Origin of the sequence: Nocardia sp. MH4, assembly GCF_019266065.1 — a bacterium.
In the GTDB taxonomy this organism is placed as follows: Bacteria; Actinomycetota; Actinomycetes; order Mycobacteriales; family Mycobacteriaceae; genus Nocardia; species Nocardia canadensis.
Genome location: NZ_LPNR01000112.1, coordinates 243930 through 265546, shown reverse-complemented (window position 1 = coordinate 265546; position 21617 = coordinate 243930). Strand labels below are relative to the sequence as shown.

5 protein-coding genes are annotated in these 21617 nt (G+C 70.6%); 2 read left to right on the top strand and 3 right to left on the bottom strand.

Annotation, left to right across the window (positions count from 1 at the left end):
* Positions 1-192 precede the first annotated feature (192 nt).
* A complete protein-coding gene (locus ATM97_RS23345) occupies positions 193-16392 on the top strand; it encodes a non-ribosomal peptide synthetase (protein WP_218720184.1) in 16200 nt (5399 codons plus the stop codon).
* Positions 16393-16582: 190 nt separating this feature from the next.
* Here ATM97_RS23345 and ATM97_RS23340 read toward each other — a convergent pair whose 3' ends face one another.
* Positions 16583-17473 (bottom strand): ribonuclease Z, encoded by an 891-nt coding sequence (locus ATM97_RS23340; protein ID WP_218720183.1) that lies wholly within the window; start codon positions 17471-17473, stop codon positions 16583-16585.
* Between the two features lie 188 nt (positions 17474-17661).
* Here ATM97_RS23340 and ATM97_RS23335 point away from each other — a divergent pair, with 188 nt between their 5' ends.
* Positions 17662-19857: a molybdopterin oxidoreductase family protein gene (locus ATM97_RS23335; protein WP_218720182.1), complete on the top strand. Its 2196-nt coding sequence runs from the start codon at positions 17662-17664 to the stop codon at positions 19855-19857.
* Positions 19858-19904: 47 nt separating this feature from the next.
* Here the strand turns inward: ATM97_RS23335 and ATM97_RS23330 are convergent, their stop codons facing one another.
* Both ATM97_RS23330 and ATM97_RS23325 read right to left on the bottom strand, forming a co-directional pair.
* The gene (locus ATM97_RS23330; protein WP_218720181.1) at positions 19905-20945 is read right to left on the bottom strand and encodes a fused (3R)-hydroxyacyl-ACP dehydratase subunits HadA/HadB; all 1041 of its coding nucleotides are present in this window, start codon (positions 20943-20945) and stop codon (positions 19905-19907) included.
* Between the two features lie 145 nt (positions 20946-21090).
* Positions 21091-21564, bottom strand: coding sequence for a helix-turn-helix domain-containing protein (locus ATM97_RS23325; RefSeq protein WP_218720180.1), 474 nt, complete (start codon positions 21562-21564; stop codon positions 21091-21093).
* Positions 21565-21617 lie beyond the last annotated feature (53 nt).

The following is a 21617-nucleotide window of genomic DNA, read 5'->3' as shown; positions in this document are numbered from 1 at the left end:
GGACGTGGTTGTCCGGGCCGTTTGTGTGGTCGTGACAGCGTGACGTGTGGTGTCATGGTCGCCGAACGCCCCGATATCGACTCCTTCTTGCTTGTTCGACACTGGTCCGCCGCCCGGTAGGCCCAGAATCCGACAGGGTTCGTGGGTCATCGCAGAGCTGTGGGCCGGACGGATGAAGGATGTTGTACAAGGATGGGTGAGGTTCGTCGCGCGGCGCGAGGTCGAGGCAATCGCAAGGCGAGCACTCCCCTCTTCGCGCAGCTGCTGACGGCGGCGGTCGACACGGCGGGCGAGGCGATCGCCCTGTCCTTCTCCCCCGCCGACGGCGACCGGATCGAACTCACCTACACCCAGCTCGACGAGTCGTCGTCGCGGCTGGCCAGGGAGCTGCTGGATCGCGGGATCGGGCCCGGTGATGTGGTCGCGCTCGGATTCACGCGTTCGATCGAGTCGGTGCTGGCCGTGTGGGCGGTCGCCAAGACCGGCGCGGCCTATGTTCCGGTCGATCCCGGCCTGCCGGCGGAACGGATCGCGTACCTGGTGGCGGACTCGGGTGCGGTGCTCGGGCTCACCGCGGCGGCGTACCGGAGCGCCCTGGGCGAGGCGCTCGCGTGGATCGAGGTCGACGCGCCCCGGCACCGGGACCGGATCGCGGCGTGGCCGTCGCATCCGATCTCCTATCTCGATCGGGTGCGTCCGCTCACCGATCAGCATCCGGCCTATGTCATCTACACCTCGGGGTCGACCGGGCGGCCCAAGGGCGTCGTGGTCACGCACACCGGTCTGGGCGCGCTGGTCACGGCCGCGCGGGACCGGTATGGGGTGCACGCGGGCGACCGGGTGCTGCACGTGTGCTCGCCGAACTTCGACGTCTCGGTGCTCGAGCTGCTGGTGGCCTTCCACGCGGGTGCGACATTGGTGGTGTCGCCGCCGACGGTGTTCGGTGGCCCCGAGCTGGCGGCGCTGGTGCGCCGGGAGCGGGTGACCCATCTGTTGATCACGCCTGCCGCGCTCGAGTCGGTCGACGCCGAGGGGCTCGACGAGCTGCGGGTGGTCGTGGTGGCCGGTGACGCGTTCGGCCCGGCGCTGGTCGATCGTTGGGCGGTCGGCGAGCGTGCGTTCTTCAACGGGTACGGCCCGACCGAGGCCACGATTCTCGCCACGGGCAGCGCCGGTCTGCGGCCGGGCGCGCCGATCACGATCGGTTCGGCGTTTCCTGGTGTCGGGGCGGTGGTGTTGGACGCACGGTTGCGGCCGGTTCCGGCGGGTGTGGCCGGTGAGCTGTATCTGTCGGGTCCCGCGCTTGCTCAGAGTTATCTGGGCAGGCCCGGGCTCACCTCGGAGCGGTTCGTCGCCGCGCCGTTCGCGGGGGCCGCGGGTGCGCGGATGTACCGGACCGGTGATCTGGTCCGCCGTACGGCCGAGGGTGACTTCGAGTATCTCGGCCGCTCGGACTTCCAGGTGAAGATCCGGGGTTTCCGCGTCGAGCTCGGAGAGATCGACGCCGCGCTGACGGCTCATCCGGACCTCGAGTACGCGGTGACGATGGGGGTGAAGGCCGACTCGGGGGCGACGGTGCTGGTCTCCTATGTCCTGCCCCGCCGAGGTGTTCCGGTCGACACCGAGCAGGTGAGGCGTTTCGTCGGTACGTCGTTGCCGGGGCACATGGTCCCGTCGGTGCTCATCGTGCTGGACGAGATCCCGCTGACGCCCAACGGCAAATTGGACCGCCGGGCGCTGCCCGCGCCGGTCTTCGGCGCGGCCGGTTCGCGCGCGCCGGAGGGTCCGGTGGAGGTCGCGATCGCCGAGCTGTTCACCCAGGTTCTGGGGGTGCGCGAGATCGGTGCGGAGGATTCGTTCTTCGCCTCGGGTGGAGACAGCATTCTGTCCATCCAGTTGGTCTCGCGGGCGCGGACGGCGGGCATCTCGTTCACTCCGCAGCAGGTGTTCGAGCAGCGGACCGTGGCGGGGCTGGCCCGGGTCGCGGTGGTCGGTGGGGAGTCGGTGCCGACGTTGGCCGAACTTCCCGGTGGTGGTGTGGGGACGATGCCGCTGACGCCGGTGCTGGCGGCCTCGCTGTCGGGCGGCCGGGTGTTCGGCCGTTTCAGCCAGCAGATGGTGTTGGCGCTGCCCGCCGGTATCGATCGGATCGGGTTGGTGGACACCCTGTCCGCGATACTGAATCACCACGACATGCTGCGTGCCTGCGTGCGGGAGGTGGACGGTCGCTGGGAGCTGAACGCGCTGCCGCCGGGCTCGGTGGCGGCGCACCAACTGCTCACCCGGGTCGATGTCGCGGCGGGCCGGACCGAGCGGGAACGCGCCGAGATCGCGAGTGCGGCGCTGGATTCCGCGCTGGCGTCGCTGGACCCAGCGGCATCGCGGATGGTCGCGTTCGTGTGGTTGTGCCGTGAGGACGGTCCGGACGGTCTGATCGTGGCGGCCAACCACGCGGTGATCGACGGGGTGTCCTGGCGCATCCTGTTGTCGGACTTGGTGACCGCCTGGGGACAGTACGCGGCCGGGCAGCGGGTGAGCTTGCCCCCGGTCGGGACGTCGTTTCGCCGGTGGGCGCACGGCCTGACCGAGGCGGCGGCCGGCCGCCGGGACGAACTCGATCATTGGCGGCGGGTGCTGGCGGTGCCGGACCCGTTGCTGGGTACGCGTGCGCTCGACCGCTCGGTCGATACCGCGTCGACCGTGCGGACTTTCACTGTCACGGTGCCCGCCGACGTCACTCGGGCGGTGCTGACCGACCTGCCGACGAGGTATCGTGCGGGCGCCGAGGACGGTCTGCTCGCCGCGCTGGCGCTGGCGGTGCGGACGTGGCGGGCTCGCCGTGGCGTGGATGCCTCGGCGACGCGGATCCGTCTGGAGGGCCACGGTCGTACGGAATCGGCCCTCGCGGGCGCCGATCTGACCCGGACGGTCGGCTGGTTCACCAGCATGTATCCCGTGGCGCTCGAGCTGGGCGGGATCGACACCGAGGCCGCGTGGCGGGGTGGTGCGGCGACGGCGTCGCTGGTGAAGGCGGTCAAGGAGCAGCTGCTCGCGGTGCCGCACAAGGGCATCGGTTTCGGCATGCTCCGGCATCTGGACCTCGAGTCGGGTCCGCTGCTCACGGGTGCGTTGGGCCAGGTGGGATTCAACTATCTGGGTCGGGTGTCCGCCGGCGACGTGCCGGATTCGCTGGCCGATCACGGTTGGCTGCCCACCGATGCGTGGGGTGAGCCTGTCGCCGACCAGGATCCGGCGTTGCCGGCGGCCGCGGTGGTCGATGTCAACGCGCTGGCGGCCGGTTCGGCGGATGGTGTGGTGCTGCGGGCGTCGTTCTCCTATGCCTCGGGGGTCATCGACGAGGCGTCGGTGCGTGCGCTCGCCGAGTGCTGGACCGACGCGTTGGCGCTGCTCGCCGATCATCTTCGTGACCCGGCGGCCGGTGGTCTCTCCCCCGCCGATGTGGCGCTGGTGCGGGTTTCCCAGGACGAATTGGATGCCTGGCATCGCGAGCTGCCCGGGCTCAGCGATGTGGTGCCGTTGGCGCCGTTGCAGCTCGGCTTGCTGTATCTGGCGCAGGTCTCCCCCGACGCGGATCCGTATCTGGTCCAGTTGGCCGTCGAGTTGGCGGGTGCGGTGGATCTCGAGCGACTGCGGCGGGCCGCGCAGGTGGTGCTCGATCGGCACGCCATTCTGCGTACCTCGTTCGGGTCGGCGGCGTCGGGTACGCCGGTCGGTTTCGTGGTCGAGGGTGTGGCGGTGCCGTGGCGGATCGTCGACACCGCGAGCAGCGATCCGCGGGAGTTCCTGGCGGCCGAGGCGCGGGTCGGTTTCGATCTGTCGACGGCGCCGCTGCTGCGGTTCACGGTGTACCGCCGCGGTTCCGGTGATCTGCATCTGGTGCTGACCGCGCATCATCTGCTGGTGGACGGCTGGTCGATGCCGTTGCTGATGCGGGAACTGCTGGTTTCCTACGGCACCGACGGCGGCCCGTCGATGTTGCCGCGGGTGCGGGGTTATCGGGACTATCTCGCGTGGTTGGCCGGCCGGGATCGTTCGGCGGCGCTGGACGATTGGCGCGCGGCGCTGTCCGGGCACGAGCCGACCCTGCTCACGGCGGCTGTCGCACCGCCCGCGGATGCGGTGGCAGGTTACGGGATGTGCGCGCTCGACTTGTCGGCGACCGAGGCGGAGGCTTTGTCGGCGGCCGCCGCGGCGCACGAGGTCACCCTGAACACGCTGTTCCAGGCGGCGTGGGGGGTGGTGCTGGCCGGTGTCGTCGGCCGGGCCGATGTCGTGTTCGGTGCGGTGGTGTCGGGGCGGCCGCCGCAGCTGGACGGGGTCGACGCCATGGTGGGTCTTTTCGCGAACACCATTCCGGTGCGGGTGCGGCTCGACGCTGCCGCGTCGCTGCGCGCGGTGTTGTCGCGGGTGCAGTCCGAGCAGGTCGCGCTGCTCGACGGGCATTACCTGGGGCTGGCCGATATCCAGCGGGCCGTCGGCGCGGGCGAGTTGTTCGACACGCTGATGGCCTACGAGTCGTATCCGGTGGATACCGAGGGGATGCGGCGCGCGCATGGTTCCCTCGACGGTCTCGAGATCGTCGATGTCGAGGCGGCCAATGCGACGCACTATCCGGTGGCGGTCGGGGTCGAGGTGGGCGACGGTATCCGGGTCGGCCTGCAGTACCGGCTCGAGGTGGTCGGCGCCGATATCGCCGAAGCGCTGACGCACCGGCTGCGTGTGGTTCTCGACGCGCTCCGCGATACGCCGGATCGCCCGGTGGGTGCGGTGCTCGCGGAGCTCTCCCGGCACGATGATCCGGTGGCCCGATTCGCCTATTGGCGTGCGGTACTCGCCGATCTGCCCGCGGAGCTGAACCTTCCGGCGGATCGTCTCCGGTCCGCCGGGCCGGTGGCTATCGACGATCACGTGCGGTTCGAGATCCCGGCTGATTTGTTCGGGCGGATGCGGGAAGTCGCGCAGGCGCGGCGGACTTCGGTGCGCACGGTTGTCCATGTCGCGTACGCGGTGTTGCTGGCGCGGCTGTCCGGCAGTGCGGACATCGCGATGGACGTGTTCGCCCCGCGGGATCCGGCGGTGCTGCTGCGACTATCGGTGCCTGGCGGCCGGACCGTCGACGCGCTGCTGTCCGATGCGGCCGCGCTGGCGCGGCAGGCCTGCGTGTTTCCGGAATTGTCGGCGGCGGAGTCGGCGGCCCTGGGTGTCGCCGAACGTTCGGCTGCGCGGATCGCGCTGCTGACGGGCCCGCGAGCGGACGTCACCGGGTTCGACCTGGCGCTGACCGTCCCCACCGAATCGGCGGAGCCGGTCCGCGCCGAATTCGGTTTCACCAGTGCCCTGTTCGACCGGGAGACCGTCTCGGTGTTCGCCGAACGACTCGTCCGGTTGCTGACCGCGATCGTCGAACATCCGCAGTCCGCGATCGGTGACCTGCCCCTTCTCGACGCGGCTGAGCAGCTCACGGAGCGTCCGGCCGAGCTCGACGCTCCCCCGGTGCTGTTGCCGGATCTCGTCTCCCGTGGTGTCGTGCTCGGTCCCGATCGAGTGGCGATCCGGTACCGGGGTCGCTCGGTCACCTATGGCGAACTGGACGCGCGGATTTCCCGGGTGGCGCGTGCCCTGATCGCGCGGGGCGTGGGACCCGAAGTGGCTGTCGCGGTGGCCTTCCCACGGTCGGTGGAGATGGTCGTCGCCGCCTTGTCGGTCGCGAAGGCGGGCGGGCTGTTCGTGCCGCTGGACCCGGACCAGCCCGCGCCGCGTCTCGCTCACGTGGTCGCCGATGCGGGGGCCGCCCTGGGTCTCACCGCACCGGAGTATCTCGATCGGGTGCCGGTGGGTGTGGATTGGCTGACTCTCGACGAGGCGGCGGGGTCGGCTGCCGCGACGCCGGTCACGGATGCGGATCGGCGTGCGCCGGTGCGGGCGGAGCATCCCGCGTATGTCATCTACACCTCCGGGTCGACCGGCGTCCCCAAGGGCGTCACCGTGACCCATGCGGGCCTGAGTCTGCTGGTCGAGGAGGCGGTCCGCCGCTACGGCCTCACCGGGGACCACCGGTTCCTGCACATCTGCGCGCCGTGGTTCGATCCGTCGGTCCTGGAATGGCTGTGTGCCTTCACGACGGGGGCGACGCTGGTCGTCGCGCCGTCGGAGATCCTCGGCGGTGTCGAGCTGAGCGATCTGCTGGCCGCCGAAGCCGTCACCCACGCCATCATCACTCCTGCTGTGCTCGGCACTCTCGATCCCGAGGGTCTGGACGCGCTGGAGCTGTTGTCGGTCGGCGGTGATGTGACGACACCGGAGCTGCTGGCGAAATGGCAGCCGGGCCGCCGCTATCTCAACGGGTACGGTCCCACCGAGACCACGATCATCTCGGCCTACGCCGAACTCACCGCGGGCCGCCCGGTCACGATCGGTGCGCCGGTGCCCGGCACGTACGCGATGGTCCTGGACGCGCGGTTGCATCCGGTGCCGGCGGGGGTCACCGGTGAGCTCTATCTGGCCGGTCGCGCGGTGGCGCGCGGCTACCGTAATCAGCCGGGTACGACCTCGACCCGGTTCGTCCCCGATCCTTGGGGTGCCCCGGGTGCGCGGATGTATCGCACCGGTGACCTCGTGCGCGTGCGCGATGCGCAACTGCACTATGTGGGTCGTGCGGACACCCAGCTGAAGGTGCGCGGGTTCCGGATCGAGCCGGGCGAGGTCGACGCGGTGCTCACCGGTCGCGCCGAGGTCGAGGTGGCGGTGACCGTGGGCCGGTCGGCGGCATCGGGGTCGACTGTCCTGGTCAGCTATGTCGTTGCCGCGCAGGGCCGGATCGCCGATCCGGCGGCGCTCTCCGAGTACGCCGCGCAACGCTTGCCGTCGTATCTGGTGCCCTCGGCGATCGTCGTGCTCGACGCGCTGCCGCTGACCTCCAACGGCAAACTCGATCGTGCCGCGCTCCCGGAGCCGGTGGCCGCGTCGGCGGTCGTCCGGGCGCCGTCGACGCCGAGGGAGACCGTGCTGGCTGGGTTGTTCGCCCGGGTGCTCGGGGTCGAGTCGGTGGGGGTCGACGATTCGTTCTTCGCCGTCGGTGGCGACAGCATTCTGTCGATCCAGCTGGTCTCGCTGGCCCGCGCGGCGGGCATCGTGTTCACGACCAGGCAGGTGTTCGAACACCGGACCGTGGCGAAGCTGGCCGCGGTCGCCGCTGTCGACAGTCCTGCCGTGACTCTGGCCGAACTGCCCGGTGGCGGGGTCGGCGAGGTCGCGCTGACGCCGGTGCTGGCCGAGTTCCTGGCCACCGGCTCGAGTGATCGCTTCGCGCAGACGATGGTTCTGGCGCTGCCGGACGGTATCGATCGCGCCGGTCTGGTCGCGACTGTGTCCGCGGTGCTGCGCCGTCACGACATGCTGCGTTCGCGGTTGCGTCACGATGGCCTGCGGTGGCGGTTCGAGGTTTTGGCTCCCGAGTCGGTGTCGGCGGACGCGCTGGTCTGCGAGGTCGACGCGGCGGCTGCCGACGGCGAGGAGCTGACCCGGATCGGTAGTGCCGCCATGGATTCGGCGCTGTCGGCGCTCGACCCGGGTTACGGCCGGATGATCGCGTTCACCTGGGTGCGCCGGAGCGAGGCCAGGGACCTGCTCGTGGTGGCGGCTCACCACTACGCGATCGACGGTGTGTCGTGGCGGATCCTGCTGCCGGATCTGGTCGTCGCGTGGGCGCAGTACGACGCCGGGCAGGAGATCGTTCTGCCGCCGGTCGGTACCTCGTTCCGGCGGTGGGCCCACGGGCTGGTCGCGGCCGACCGCACCGGCGAGCTCGACTACTGGCGGCAGCTGCTGTCCACCCCGGATCCGCTGCTGGGGACGCGGGCCATCGACAGTGCGGTCGACACCGAGGCGACGATGCGGTCGATCACGGTGCAGGTTCCGGCCGTGGTCACCGAGCCGCTGCTCACCACGCTGCCCGCGCAGTACCGGGCCGGCGCCGACCACGCTCTGCTCGCGGCGCTCGCGCTGGCTGTGCGCGCATGGCGGGCGCGTCGTGGCATGGACGCCGACACCCTGCGGATCAGGCTGGAGGGACACGGGCGTGCTGAAGACGTCGTCCCCGGCGCGGATCTGACCCGGACCGTCGGCTGGTTCACCAGCGTCCACCCGGTCGTGCTCGACCTGTCCGCGGTTCCGGGGCGCGTCGACGACGCCGCGCTCGCGACGGCGGTGCGGTCGGTGAAGGAACAGCTACTGGCGGTGCCGGACAACGGCATCGGGTTCGGGGTGCTGCGCCTGGACCCGGCGCATCAGCTCACCGGCGGCCTTGGCCAGGTCGGCTTCAACTATCTGGGCCGTGCGACGACCGGTAACGACCCCGCCGCGGACGCGGCCTGGCTGCCCGCCGCCGATCTCGGCGACATCGAAGTCGACTACGACCCCGCGCTGCCGGCGCACACCGTCGTGGACATCAACGTGATCGCCGTGCCCACCGACGCCGGTCTCCAGCTGCGCGCCGATTTCCGTTACGCCACCGGCATTCTCGATGCCGACGAGGTGCTGGAGCTGGCCGACGAGTGGCGCGGGCAGCTGGCCGCGCTCGCCGAGCACACCCGGCATCCGGACGCGGGCGGTCTGACTCCGTCCGATGTCGCGTTGGTGCGGGTGTCGCAGGCGGATCTGGACCTGTGGCGCCGCACCCACCCCGGGCTGACGGAGGTGTTGCCGCTGTCCCCGCTGCAGCAGTCGCTGCTGGCACTGGGTGAACTCCTGGACGACTCGGTGCACGCCTATGTCATCCAGCTCGTCGCCGAACTTTCCGGCGATCTCGACACCGAGCGGCTGCGCCGGGCGGCCGCCACCGTGCTGGACCGGCACGCGAACCTGCGCTCGGCGTTCCTCACCGCCGCGGACGGCACGCCGGTGCAGGTGGTGGCCGACGCGATCGAGGCGCCGTTGCGGGTCGTCGGCGATGTCGACGACGCCGACCTGTCCGCGCTGCTGGCCGCCGATCAGGAGGCCGGTTTCGATCCGGCGGTCGCGCCGCTGCTGCGATTCACCGTCTACACCAGCGGTTCCGGACGCAGCCATCTCGTGCTGACGGGTCATCACATCTTGCTCGACGGCTGGTCGATGCCGCTGTTGATGAAGGAACTGCTGGTCCTGTACGCCACGCACGGTGACGCGGCGCCCCTGCCGCCGGTGCGCCCCTACCGTGACTATCTGCGCTGGCTGAGCCGGCAGGATCGCGGGGTCGCCGAGCACGCGTGGTCGACGGTGCTGGCCGGGGTGGAGCCGAGCATGCTGGCACCGGAGCTGACGTGGCCGCCGGCCACCGGCACCGGATTCGGCCTGTGCGAGTTCGACATCGATGCCGACCGCACCGCCGAGCTGGCAGCGTTCGCCGCCCGCACCGAGGTCACCGCGAACACCGTCTTCCAGGCGGCGTGGGGTCTGGTCGTCGCGGGGACCAGCGGGCGCGACGACATCGTCTTCGGCGCCACGGTCTCCGGCCGTCCGCCGCAACTGGACGGTGTCGGCGACATGATCGGTTTGTTCGTCGACGCGGTGCCGGTGCGGGTCCGGCTCGACCCGACCGGCACCGTCACCGATCTCGTGCGTGCGGTGCAGGCCGAGCAGGCCTCGGTGCTCGATCACCATCATCTCGGTCTCGGTGCGATCCAGCGGGTGGCTGGGCGCGGTGAATTGTTCGACACGATGCTGGCCTTCGAGTCCTACCCGGTCGACGCCGAAGGGCTCCAGCAGGCGGGCGGTGCGCTCGACAACCTGCGAATCGATGGTCTGCGCGGGGCCGACTACACGCACTATCCGCTCACCATCCTGGTGTTCCTGGGGGCGCGCACCCAGGTGCAGATCAAGTACCGGCGTGATCTCGTCGCCGAGGCCACCGCGCAGGCGGTGACCGACCGGCTGCGCACCGCCCTGACCGTCGTGATCACCGCCGGCCCGGACACCACGGCGGGCGCGATCGCGCAGCGGCTCGCGACCGCACCCGGCGATCCGATCGCGCGTGCCCGCTTCTGGCGGGAGACCCTGGCCGATCCGCCCGGTCGGCTCACGCTGCCCACGGCGACTCGCGAGAGCGGGGGCGGGCGGGGACAGACCCGGCTGCCGATTCCGGCCGCGGTGCATCAGGAACTGCGTGCGCTCGCCGGTGCGGCCGGAGTCGGCTGGTCGGCGCTGATCCGCAGCGCTGTCGCCGTGCTGCTGGCTCGGCTGACCGGGACCGACGACATCGTCCTCGCCGCGCCCGAGCAGACCATGGTGGTCCGCACCCGGGTCGACCTCGGCCAGCCCTTCCTCGCGCTGCTGGCCCGGGCCCAGCGCAGTGAGGCTCAGGCGCTCGCGCACGCGGGAGTTCCGTCGGCGGACCTGGCCGCCTTGGTCGGTGCCGATCACCTGGACCAGGTGTCGCTGGGGTTCGACGGTCCCGGCGCCGGTGAACTGGCCCTGGCCGTGGTCGAGCACGACGCGGGTTCGATCATCGAAATGTCTTTCGCACGAACAGTGTTCGACGACGACGAAGCGCTTGCGTTCGGCCGGCGCCTGGTGCGGATCCTGACCGCGCTCGCCCAGCGACCGGGCACACCGGTCGGCGACCTGCCCCTGTCGGATCGCGACGAGGATGCCTTCCTGACCCGGATCGGCGAGGGCGGCACACCCTCGACCGCCGCGACCCTGCCGCACCTGCTGGTGCGCGGCACCGACTACGGCCAGCACCGGATCGCGGTGCGCGACAACGGCCGCGGCCACACCTACGGTGACCTGGACGCCGACTCCTCACGTCTGGCCCGGCTGTTGATCGCCGACGGCGTCGGACCGGAAACCGTGGTCGCCTCGGCGATCCCGCGGGGTTACCAGTCGATCCTGGCGTTCTGGGCGATCGCGAAGGCCGGTGGCGTGTATCTGCCGGTCGACCCGAACTACCCCGCGGACCGGGTCCGGCACATGCTCGACGATTCCGGCGCCACGAGGGGCGTCACCGTCGCCGGTCACGCCGCGGCACTCGGCGAGTCGGCGCGCTGGCTGGTGCTCGACGATCCCGCCGTGCGCGCCCGCATCGCCACCCACCCCGCCACCGCGGTGCGGGACCGGGACCGGACGGCTCCGCTGCGGCGCGACCACGCCGCCTACGTGATCTACACCTCCGGCTCCACCGGGCGGCCCAAGGGTGTCACCGTCACCCACGCGGGCCTCGGCGCGCTGATCACACACTCGGCCACCATCATGGGCCTGCGGCATGACCACCGGATGCTGCACGTCTGCTCGCCCAGCTTCGACCAGTCGATCGAGGAGATCGGCACCGCTTTCCATCGCGGCGCCACCCTGGTGATCGCGCCCCCGGGCACCGTCGGCGGTGTCGAACTCGACGAGCTGCTGCGCCGGGAACGCGTGACCCACACGATCATCACCCCCGCCCTGCTGGGCACCCTCGACCCGGCCGGGCTGCCCGAGCTGAGCTGTGTCTCGGCGGGCGGTGAGGCGACCACCGCCGAGCTGCTGACCGCCTGGCAGCGCGGGCGCCGCTTCCTCAACGGCTACGGACCGACCGAGGCCACGATCGGCGCGACCTACGCGCGGTTGCGCGTCGGTGACCGGGTCACGATCGGCCGTCCGGTGCCGGGGTTGCGCGCGATGGTGCTCGACCAGCGGTTGCATCCGGTGCCCGTCGGTGTCACCGGTGAGCTGTATCTGGCCGGTCCGGCCTTGGCCCGCGGCTATCACCGGCGTGGTGCCGTGACCGCCGACCGGTTCGTCGCCTGCCCGTGGGGTGCGCCGGGCGAACGCATGTACCGCACCGGCGATCTCGTGCGCTGGGTGCGTGGCGCGGAGGCCGCCGACGAGCTGGAGTACCTGGGCCGCACCGATTTCCAGGTCAAGATCCGGGGCTTCCGGATCGAGCTGGGCGAGATCGACGCCGTGCTGGCCCGGCATCCGCAGGTCACCTTCGCGGTCACCGTCGGCGCGCAGAATCCGGCGGGCGAGACGACGGTGGTGTCGTATGTGACCGGCCGTGACATCGATCCCGGTGCGGTGGCGCGGTGGTCGTCGTCGATGCTGCCCGCGCACATGGTTCCGGCGGCCGTGATGGTGCTGGACGAGATCCCGTTGACCTCCGCCGGCAAACTCGACCGGCAGGCGTTGCCCGCGCCCGTCTTCACGGCCCGCCCCTACCGGCGGCCGGCGAACGGCCTCGAACGTACCGTCGCCGGGGTGTTCGCGGAGGTGCTGGGCATCGAACAGGTCGGCGCCGACGACAACTTCTTCGAGCGTGGCGGCAACTCGCTGCTGGCGACCCGGCTGTCCGCCCGGTTGAGCGCGGCCGTGGCGGTCCGGGTCCCGGTGCGGGTGCTGTTCGCGGCACCGACGGTCGCCGAGTGCGCCGCGGAGGTCTCCCGGCTGACCCGGGCGGGCCGCCGTCCCGCGCTGCGCGCCCAGGCTCGGCCCGAGCGGCTCCCGCTCTCGCCCGCCCAGCAGCGCATGTGGTTCCTCAACCGTTTCGATACCCGGACCTCCGCTTACACGATTCCGGTGGTGTTGCGCTTGGGCGGTGCGCTCGATGTCGCGGCCTTGCGGGCGGCGTTCGGTGATGTGGTGGCCCGGCACGAGATCCTGCGCACCGTGTATCCGGTCGTGGATCACGCGCCGGTGCAGGTTGTCCTGCCCGTCGGCCATCCGGATCTGCCCCGGTTGGCTGTGCGCTCCACCGCCGAGGTGGAACCCGCTGTGCTGCAACTGGTGTCGACGGTCTTCGACGTCACCGCGGAGGTGCCGCTGCGGGCGACGCTGTTCGAGGCCGGACCCGAGGACTTCGTGCTGGCCATGGCGATCCACCACATCGCCGGTGACGGCTTCTCCGGTGGCCCGCTCACCCGCGACCTGGTGACCGCCTACGGCGCCCGCGTCGACGGGCGTGCCCCGACGTGGACTCCGCTGGCCGTGCAGTACGCCGACTACGCGGTGTGGCAGCAGACGCTGTTGGGCGAGGACACCGATCCGACCTCGGTGGGCGCCGAACAGATCGCCTATTGGCGCCGGGCGCTGGCCGATTTGCCCGACCAGCTCGACCTGCCCCGCGACCATCCCCGCCCGGCGGTGCAGTCCTATGCCGGTGGCCGGGTGCCGTTCACCGTGGACGCCGCCACCCATGCCGCGCTCACCGAATTGGCCCGCACGCAAGGCGCGACGCTGTTCATGGCCGTGCACACCGCGCTGGCCGTCCTGCTCGCGGGACTGTCGGGCACCACCGACATCGCCATCGGCACCCCGGTCGCCGGACGTGGCGAGGCCGAGCTGGACGATCTGATCGGCATGTTCGTCAACACGTTGGTGTTCCGCACCGAGGTCGACGGCGACGAGAGTTTCGCCGAACTGCTCGCCCGCCAGCGCGAGATCGACCTGCAGGCGTTCGCGCACAGCGACGTCCCGTTCGAGCGGCTCGTGGAAGTGCTCAATCCGGTCCGCTCCACGGCTCGGCATCCGCTGTTCCAGGTGGGCCTGTCGTTCCAGAACCTCGCCGAAGTACGGATGGACCTGCCCGGCATCAGCGTGTCCTCGGTGGAGACCGACCGCGAGCTCTCGCAGTTCGACCTGCATTTCATTCTGGCCGATCGCTACACCGGCGACGGCGCGGCCGCCGGGATAGGCGGTTACTGCACTTTCGCCACCGATCTGTTCGACGCCGTGACAGTGCGCGGATTCCTGGAGCGCTTCACCCGGATCATCGCCGCGGTGGTCGCCGCGCCCGGCGCACCGCTGCACACGATCGATCTGCTCGCTCCGGCGGAGCGGACCCGCATTGTCGAACGGTGGAATCGCACCGCGCGTCAGACCGATCCGGCCGCGACCCTGGTGTCGCTGCTGGACGAGACCGTCGCCGCGGACCCGCATGCGGTGGCGCTCGTGGCCGAGGACCGACGGTGGACCTTCGCCGAGCTCGACGCCCGGGTGAACCGGCTGGCCCGGTATCTCGTCGCCGCGGGGGTCGGCCCGGAGACCCGGGTGGCGCTGGCCATGCGGCGCTCGGTCGAGCTGGTGATCGCGATGTACGCGGTCGCCACCGCGGGTGGCGCCTATGTGCCGATCGATCCCGATCAGCCGCTCGCGCGTACCGAGTACATCCTGGACACGGCGTTGCCGATGCTGGTGCTCACCGACACCGACACCGGGTTCGCGGCAGCCGGGACCCGGGTCGTGCGGGTCGACCAGCTCGAGCTGTCGGCGCTGAGTGCCGCCCCGCTCACCGATCGCGACCGGCGCGCTCCGCTGCGGGCGGCCAATACCGCCTATGTGATCTTCACGTCGGGCTCGACGGGGCGTCCGAAGGGTGTGGTGGTCTCGCACGCGGCCGTGGTCAACCAGTTGCGGTGGAAGGCCGAGAGATTCGGCCTCACCGCCGAGGACGTCGTGCTGTTGAAGACGGCGGCGACCTTCGACCTGTCGGTGTGGGAGTTCTGGTCGACGGCGGTCTCGGGCGGTCGCCTGGTCATCGCCGCACCCGACGGTCACCGCGATCCGGCCTACCTCGCCGAGCTGATGCGCCGCGAGGCTGTCACCACCTTGCACGCGGTGCCATCGATGCTCGACGCGCTGCCCGCCGATGGGCTGCCCGCCTCGCTGCGCCGGGTCCTGGCGATCGGCGAGACGCTGCCCGTGGCGTTGGCCCGTCGAGTCGAATCCGCGGCACCGCAGGCCGCGCTGTTCAACGTGTACGGACCGACCGAGGCGGCGGTCTCGATCACCAGCCACCAGGTCCGCGCCGCGGACACCGCGACGGTCCCGATCGGCAAGCCGGTGTGGAACAGTCAGGTCTACGTGCTCGATGCCCGTCTGCGGCCGGTGCCGGTCGGTGTGCCGGGTGAGCTGTATCTGGCCGGCGCCCAGCTGGCAGGCGGCTACCTCGGCAGGCCCGACCTGACCGCCGAACGCTTCGTGGCGAATCCCTTCCACGCCGGCACCCGGTTGTATCGCACCGGTGACCTGGCGGCGTGGAATGCCGACGGGGCCTTGGAGTATCGCGGGCGCACCGATTTCCAGCTGAAGATCCGCGGCTTCCGCATCGAGCTGGAGGAGATCGACGCGGTGCTCGCCGCGCACGCCGATGTCGGCTACGCGGTCACGATGGGCCGGGAGAACCAGACCGGCGCGACGGTGCTGGTGTCGTATGTGGTCGCCGCGCCGGATCGGATGGTCGTCGTCGAGGATCTGCGCGAGTGGGCGTCGCGGTCGCTGCCCTCGCACATGGTGCCCGCCACGATCATGGTCATCGACGAGGTGCCGCTCACCTCGGTCGGCAAACTCGACCGCGCCGCGCTGCCCGCACCCGAAGTCGCGACCCGCGCCTACCGTGCCCCCGGCACCGCGATCGAGCAGACGGTGTGCGAGATCTTCGCCGATGTCCTGCGGTTGGACCGGGTCGGCATGGACGACCACTTCTTCGAACTGGGTGGCACCTCCCTCAGTGCTACCCGTCTGGCGACCCAACTCGGTGCCGCGGTGGCCGCGACCATCCCGGTGACGTGGCTGTTCACCACCCCGACGCCCGCGGGGATCCTCGCCGCGCTGCGTGCCGACGGAGCCGACAGCACCGGCGCCGACGCGGCGTTCGATGTCTTGTTGCCGTTGCGGACCGTCGGCACCCGCGAGCCGCTGTTCTGCGTGCACCCGATCAGCGGTGTCGCCTGGTCGTTCGGTGGGCTCGCCGCGCACCTGCATCCCGACCGGCCGATCTACGGTCTGCAGTCGCCGGCGCTGAGCTCGGCCGAGCCGCTGCCGGATTCGATCGAGGAATGGGCGCTGCTCTATCTCAAGCAGATTCGCCAGATCCAAGCCGAAGGGCCCTACCACCTGCTCGGCTGGTCACTGGGCGGAGTGCTCGCGCACGCCATGGCGGTGCAACTGCAGGAAGACGGTGAGGAGGTCGCGCTGTTGGGCATGCTGGACAGCACGCTCAGCGCCGCGTCGCAGGCTACGGCGAGCCCGGTCACGGCGGCCGATCTGCTCGGCGGGTTCGCCGGTGACCTCGCTGCCGACGGCACCTTCGACGAGGTGGCCGACGCGCAGGGTCTGGCCGAGGTCCTCGGCCGGCTGGCCGCACCGCTGGCATCGCTGGACTCCGCCCGGATCGAGCGCGTCGTCGACGCGGCGATCGCTTCGGCGGCACTCGACGCGGCCTACCGGCCACGCCGATTCGACGGTGCCATCACCTATTTCACCGCCGCCCAGGACGATCCGACCGGCTCCACCGGCGCCGCGTCCTGGACCGAGGCCGCCAGCCGCCCGGTGCGCAACCATCTCGTGGACGCGACGCACTGGCGGATGACCGAGAGCCGCGCGCTCGAGTCGATCGCCAAGGTGTTGCGGGAGTGGCTGTGACGATCACGAACCCATCAGTGGCGCTGATGGGGTGATAGGCACGGGCCTACTACCCGCCGAGCCGACGCCCGATTCTTCACCGAACCGCTGTCCGGGCGGGACGCACCGCTGGGGGAGCCCGGTGGTGCGACCGCGCTCGGGCCGTTGGGCGTGGACACGCCGTTCGTGCGGGACTACCAGCGGTAACGGTTCAGCGAGCCGGCCGCCGGGCCGGCAACGGGATCCGGTCCAGATCGTGCGCGAGTACGGCCTCGGGGAAATCGGCCTGCGCGAGGAACAGCGGGTCGTCGCCTTCGCCGTAGCGTTCCGAGAAGTGGGTCAGGACCAGGGTTCGCACCCCACACGACCGGGCCACCTCACCCGCCTGCCGCGCGGTGAGGTGGCCGCGTTCCCGGGCCTGGTCGGTCTCGGAGTCCAGGAACGTGGACTCGATGATGAGCATGTCCACGCCCTCGGCCAGCGCGTAGACGTTGTCGCACAGGCGGGTATCCATCACGAACGCCACCTTCTGGCCCGGCCTGGGCACCGTGCACTCCTCGAGCAGCGGCCCGGACAGTTCCCGGACCGCCGCACCGGAAATCCCGTGCGCGCGTAGACGTTCGGGCAGAAACGTCCGACTGTCGGGCTCGGCGAGCCGATAGCCGTAGGTGGTGATGCTGTGGTCGAGTGGCAGCGCGGTGAGGGTGAAACCGTCGCCCTGCAGCGTTGCACCGGGCCCGCTGAGCGGATGTTCCACCAGATGCGGCTCGTCGTAGTAGCTCGTCGCGTACTTCAGCCGCTCCCAGTAGTCGGCGCCGTCGGCGGGAAACACCGCGTGCACGTCATGCGGGACGCCGTCCCGCCCCAACCGCTGCACGATGCCGGGCACCCCGAGGCAGTGATCGCCGTGGAAGTGGGTAACGCACAGCCAGCGCAGTTCCGTCGCCGACGCACCCGCCTGCGACATCTGCCGCTGCGTACCCTCACCGGGATCGAACAGCACGCCCCGGCCGTCCCAGCGCAGGAGATACCCGTTGTGGTTACGACGTCGCGTCGGCACAGCCCCCGCCGTCCCGAGCACGACCAGTTCGCGTGTCGACATCGACCTATCCTCGCGGGCGCGGCCAACCGTGTCGAGCAGGCGGATCGAGCACCGTGATTCGAGTCGAACGCACGAGGCCGACGCCCGCCCACCTGTGACCACTCGGAAATTTCCGCCCGTAGACGGATCTGCGGGGGCTGCGGCCGGGTTAGCGTGGATCGAGCGGTTCGGCGAAAGGCGGGGAAGCTGTGAACAGCAAGACCATCGCGAGGCAGTGCACACTGTGCGAGGCACACTGCGGAATTCTGGTGACGGTGCGAGACGAGCAGGTCACGCGGATCGAGGGCAATCCCGACGACGTGCTGTCGAAGGGCTACATCTGTCCCAAGGCGACCGCCATGGGCGGCCTGCACCACGATCCCGACCGATTGCGCACCCCCGTCCGGCGCGTCGGCGGCACCTTCGAACCGATCGGCTGGGACGAGGCGTTCCGCGAGATCGGACAGCGCTTGCGGGCGGTGCGCGCGGCCCACGGTCCCAGCGCGATCGGGATGTACATGGGTAACCCCGCCGCCCACAGCTCCTCGGTGATCTACGGCATCGCGTTGCGGGCCGCGCTGGCGACCCGCAACTTCTTCTCCGCGTCCTCCATCGACCAGTTCCCGCAGGAATTCGTCGCCTGGCGGATGTTCGGCGCCAATGTGCTGATGCCGATCGCCGATATCGACCGCACCGACCGGCTGGTGGTGCTCGGTGCCAACCCGGCGGTGTCCAACGGGTCGATCACCACCATGCCCGGCGCGAAGCTGCGCATCCGGGATGTGCGCAAACGCGGCGGCACCGTCGTGGTCATCGATCCGCGGCGCACCGAGACCGCCCGGCTGGCCGACGAGCACGTCGCGGTGCGGCCCGGCGGCGACCTCTACCTGCTGCTGGGGATGCTGCACGTGCTGGTCACCGAGGGGCTGTGTGACGAGCGGGTGGTCCGCGCGCAGTGCGCGGGCTGGGACCAGCTCACCGACCTGGTCGCGGACACGACCCCGGACCGGATGGCACCGCACGCGGGCGTCGACGCCGACACCATCCGGCGCCTGGCCCGCGACCACGCCGCGGCACCCTCGGCGGTGCTGTACGCGCGCATCGGTGTCTGCCTGCAGACCACCGGCGCGCTGACCCATTGGCTGGTGAACACGATCAACGCCGTCACCGGCAATCTCGATCGCGCGGGCGGGCAGATGTTCGCGACCCCGCCGGTCGACGTCGCCCGCTACGGCAAATACCTGCCGATGGGCTACGGCGCGTGGACCGACCGCTCCGGCACCCGGAAATCCTTCCGCGGCGAGCTGCCGGTGTCGGTGCTGGCCGAGGACATCCTCACCGACGGCCCGGACCGGATCCGGGCGATGATCACCTACGCGGGCAACCCGGTGCTGTCCACACCCCAGGGCGGCCGCCTCGACGAGGCCCTGGACTCACTGGACTTCTATGTCGCCGTCGACATGTACATCACCGAGACCACCCGCCACGCCGACATCATCCTGCCGCCGGTCTCGCCGCTGGAACGCGAGGATCTCAACCTGCTGTTCCCGGTGTTCAGTGTCCGCAACAACGCGCGCTTCGACGCCCACGTGTTCGAGCCGCCCGCCGACGGACTCGAGGACTGGCAGATCCTGGCCCGCCTGCTCGCCGAGGTGGTGCCGCTGCCCGCACGGCGGGTCACCGGCCGCGCGCTCACCGCCGTGCTCGAACAGCTCAGCCCACTGCGATTGAGCGCCGCCGCCATCGCCACCGGACCGCACGGCATCCTGCGCAAGGGCCGGAAGGGGTTGACGGTCAACAGGATTCGTGCCGCCGCAGGCGGTGTCGATCTGGGGCCGTTGGTGCCGCGCTTGCGCGAGCTGATCGGAACCGAGGACCGCAAAGTGCACCTGACGCCGCCGGATTTCCTCGCCGCGCTCCGCACCGTCCTCGACGAGACCGTCACCGCGGCGACCGACGGCTACGACCTGCAACTGATCGGCCGACGCCACCTGCGCAGCAACAACTCCTGGCTGCACAACATCCCGTCCATGATGAAGGGCCGCGACCGGTGCACCGTGTTGGTCCACCCCGACGACGCCACCGCCCGTGGTCTGCGCGACGGTGATCCGGCGCGCGTCGAGTCGCCGGTCGGGACGATCGTCGTGCCCGTGGAGGTCAGTGACGACATCCGCCCCGGCGTGGTCGCCATCCCGCACGGCTGGGGCCATCAGGAACCCGGCGTCGGCTGGCAGGTGGCCGCCGCGCAGCCGGGCGTCAACGTCAATCTGCTGCACGATCCGTCCCGCGCCGACCCGCTGACCGGGACCGCGGCGGTCAACAACACCTGGGTGCGGGTCGGCCCGGTCGTGGTCGAGCAGGACGTGGCCGACCCCGCGGACGCCCGGATCGGCGTGTCCGGCTGATGCGCCCGTCGTGGTGAACCCGGCCGTCCGGGTTCACCACGATCGGATCAGCGGAAGCGCAGGGTGGTGGTGGCCAGGCCGAAGATCTTGCGGCCACCGGACTTGGCGACGATCGCGATCACCGCGGTCTTGGTGTCGGCGTCGAGCGACTTCACCCGGCCGGTGAACTCCACCCCGCCGCCGCTCTGGAAGTCGACGATGGTGTAGTTCGACAGCCGCACGCCGTAGCGGGTCACCGCGCCCGGATCGCCGGACCAGGTCGAGACGAAACCGGCGCCCAGACCCATGGTGAGCATGCCGTGTGCGATCACGTTGGGCAGGCCGGCGAGGCGGGCGATGCTCTCGTCCCAGTGGATCGGGTTGTTGTCGCCGGAGACGCCCGCGTAGTTGACGAGGTCACCGCGCGAGAGGTGCGCGTCGCGCAGCGGCAGCTCGGCACCGACGGTGAGTTCCTCGAACGCCAGTGTCGTGCTGGGGACGCGGGCCGCGCCGGCGACCGAGAGCCGGAGCTCGCCTTCCGGGCGCAGGGTGGTCTCGACCGGCTCCTGGGCCGAGGCGTCGCTGTTGCCGAACACCTTGACGCCGTGGACCATCACGTTCTCCACCGCGCTGGTGATCTCGGGATCGACGCCCTCGCCGGTGATGCCGACGACCGTGGTGTGCATGATGTGCACCGTCTCGCCGGATTCGTCGGCGAAGGTGTTGGTGACGGTGATCAGGTCCTTGCCCGCGATCCGGCGCACCGACGACAGTTCGACGTCGACGACCAGCCGGTCACCGGCGACGATCGGCTTGTGCTGTTCGAAGACCTGCTCGGTCTGCACGAACATGTCGTAGCCGACGACGACCGACTCGAACAGCGGCCGGTTGGCGGCCATGGCCGGGATGGAGACGAAGGTCAGCGGCGCGACCAGGCCCGGATAGCCCAGGGCGAGCGCCGCGTCCTCGTCCCAGTGCGCGGGGTGGAAATCCTGTACCGCGCGGGCATATTCGCGGATCTTCTCGCGGCCGACCTCGTAGACGTCGTCGACCCGGTAGTAATGCCCAACCTTCGACGCGATATCAGGGGCATCGACCACGGAAGTCACTTTTCGATCACCTTCGTTCGGGGAACGGACACCCGGCAGGCTAGCGGACTCCTCGCCACACCGCGCACACCTTGGCACACTTCACAGTGGCGTCGCCCGGTACGCACGCGCTCCGCGGGCCGCGGCCGAACCCGCCCCGGCGTGGTCAGCGCGTCGGCAGCAGCGACACCGGACCGGCTCCGGGCCCGTCGATCGGCGTCAGATCCCGGCCGATCACCCGCTCGCCGCAGTGCGAGCACACCGGTTCGACGGTGGCGACGTGACCGCAGGCGCGATGCACGGCCACGACCGGCGCGCCGTCGGGCGCGGCCCATTCGTCGCCCCACTGCCGCATCGCGGTGACGACCTGCCACAGCGAGCGCCCCTTGGGGGTGAGCAGGTAGTCGTAGCGGACCGGGTTGTCCTGATAGGGCTCCTTGGTCATGATCCCGTGTTCGACCAGGCCGTCGAGGCGTTGGGTGAGCACGTTGCGGGCGATACCGAGCCGGTCGCGGAACTCGTCGAAACGGGTCACCCCGAACAGGGCGTCACGCACGATCAGCAGCGTCCACCACTCCCCGACCACCTCCAGGCATTGGGCCAGGGAGCAGTTCATGTCCTCGAAACTGGTGCGGCGCATACCCCGAGTCTAGTGGGTTGCGTCAAAGAACTCACCCATCTACCGTAAGTTGC

Excerpts from the sequence above, each read along its gene's own strand:
- ATM97_RS23345 (WP_218720184.1), top strand. The coding sequence starts at position 193 with ATGGGTGAGGTTCGTCGCGCGGCGCGAGGTCGAGGCAATCGCAAGGCG.
- ATM97_RS23340 (WP_218720183.1), bottom strand. The coding sequence starts at position 17,473 with ATGTCGACACGCGAACTGGTCGTGCTCGGGACGGCGGGGGCTGTGCCG.
- ATM97_RS23325 (WP_218720180.1), bottom strand. The coding sequence starts at position 21,564 with ATGCGCCGCACCAGTTTCGAGGACATGAACTGCTCCCTGGCCCAATGC.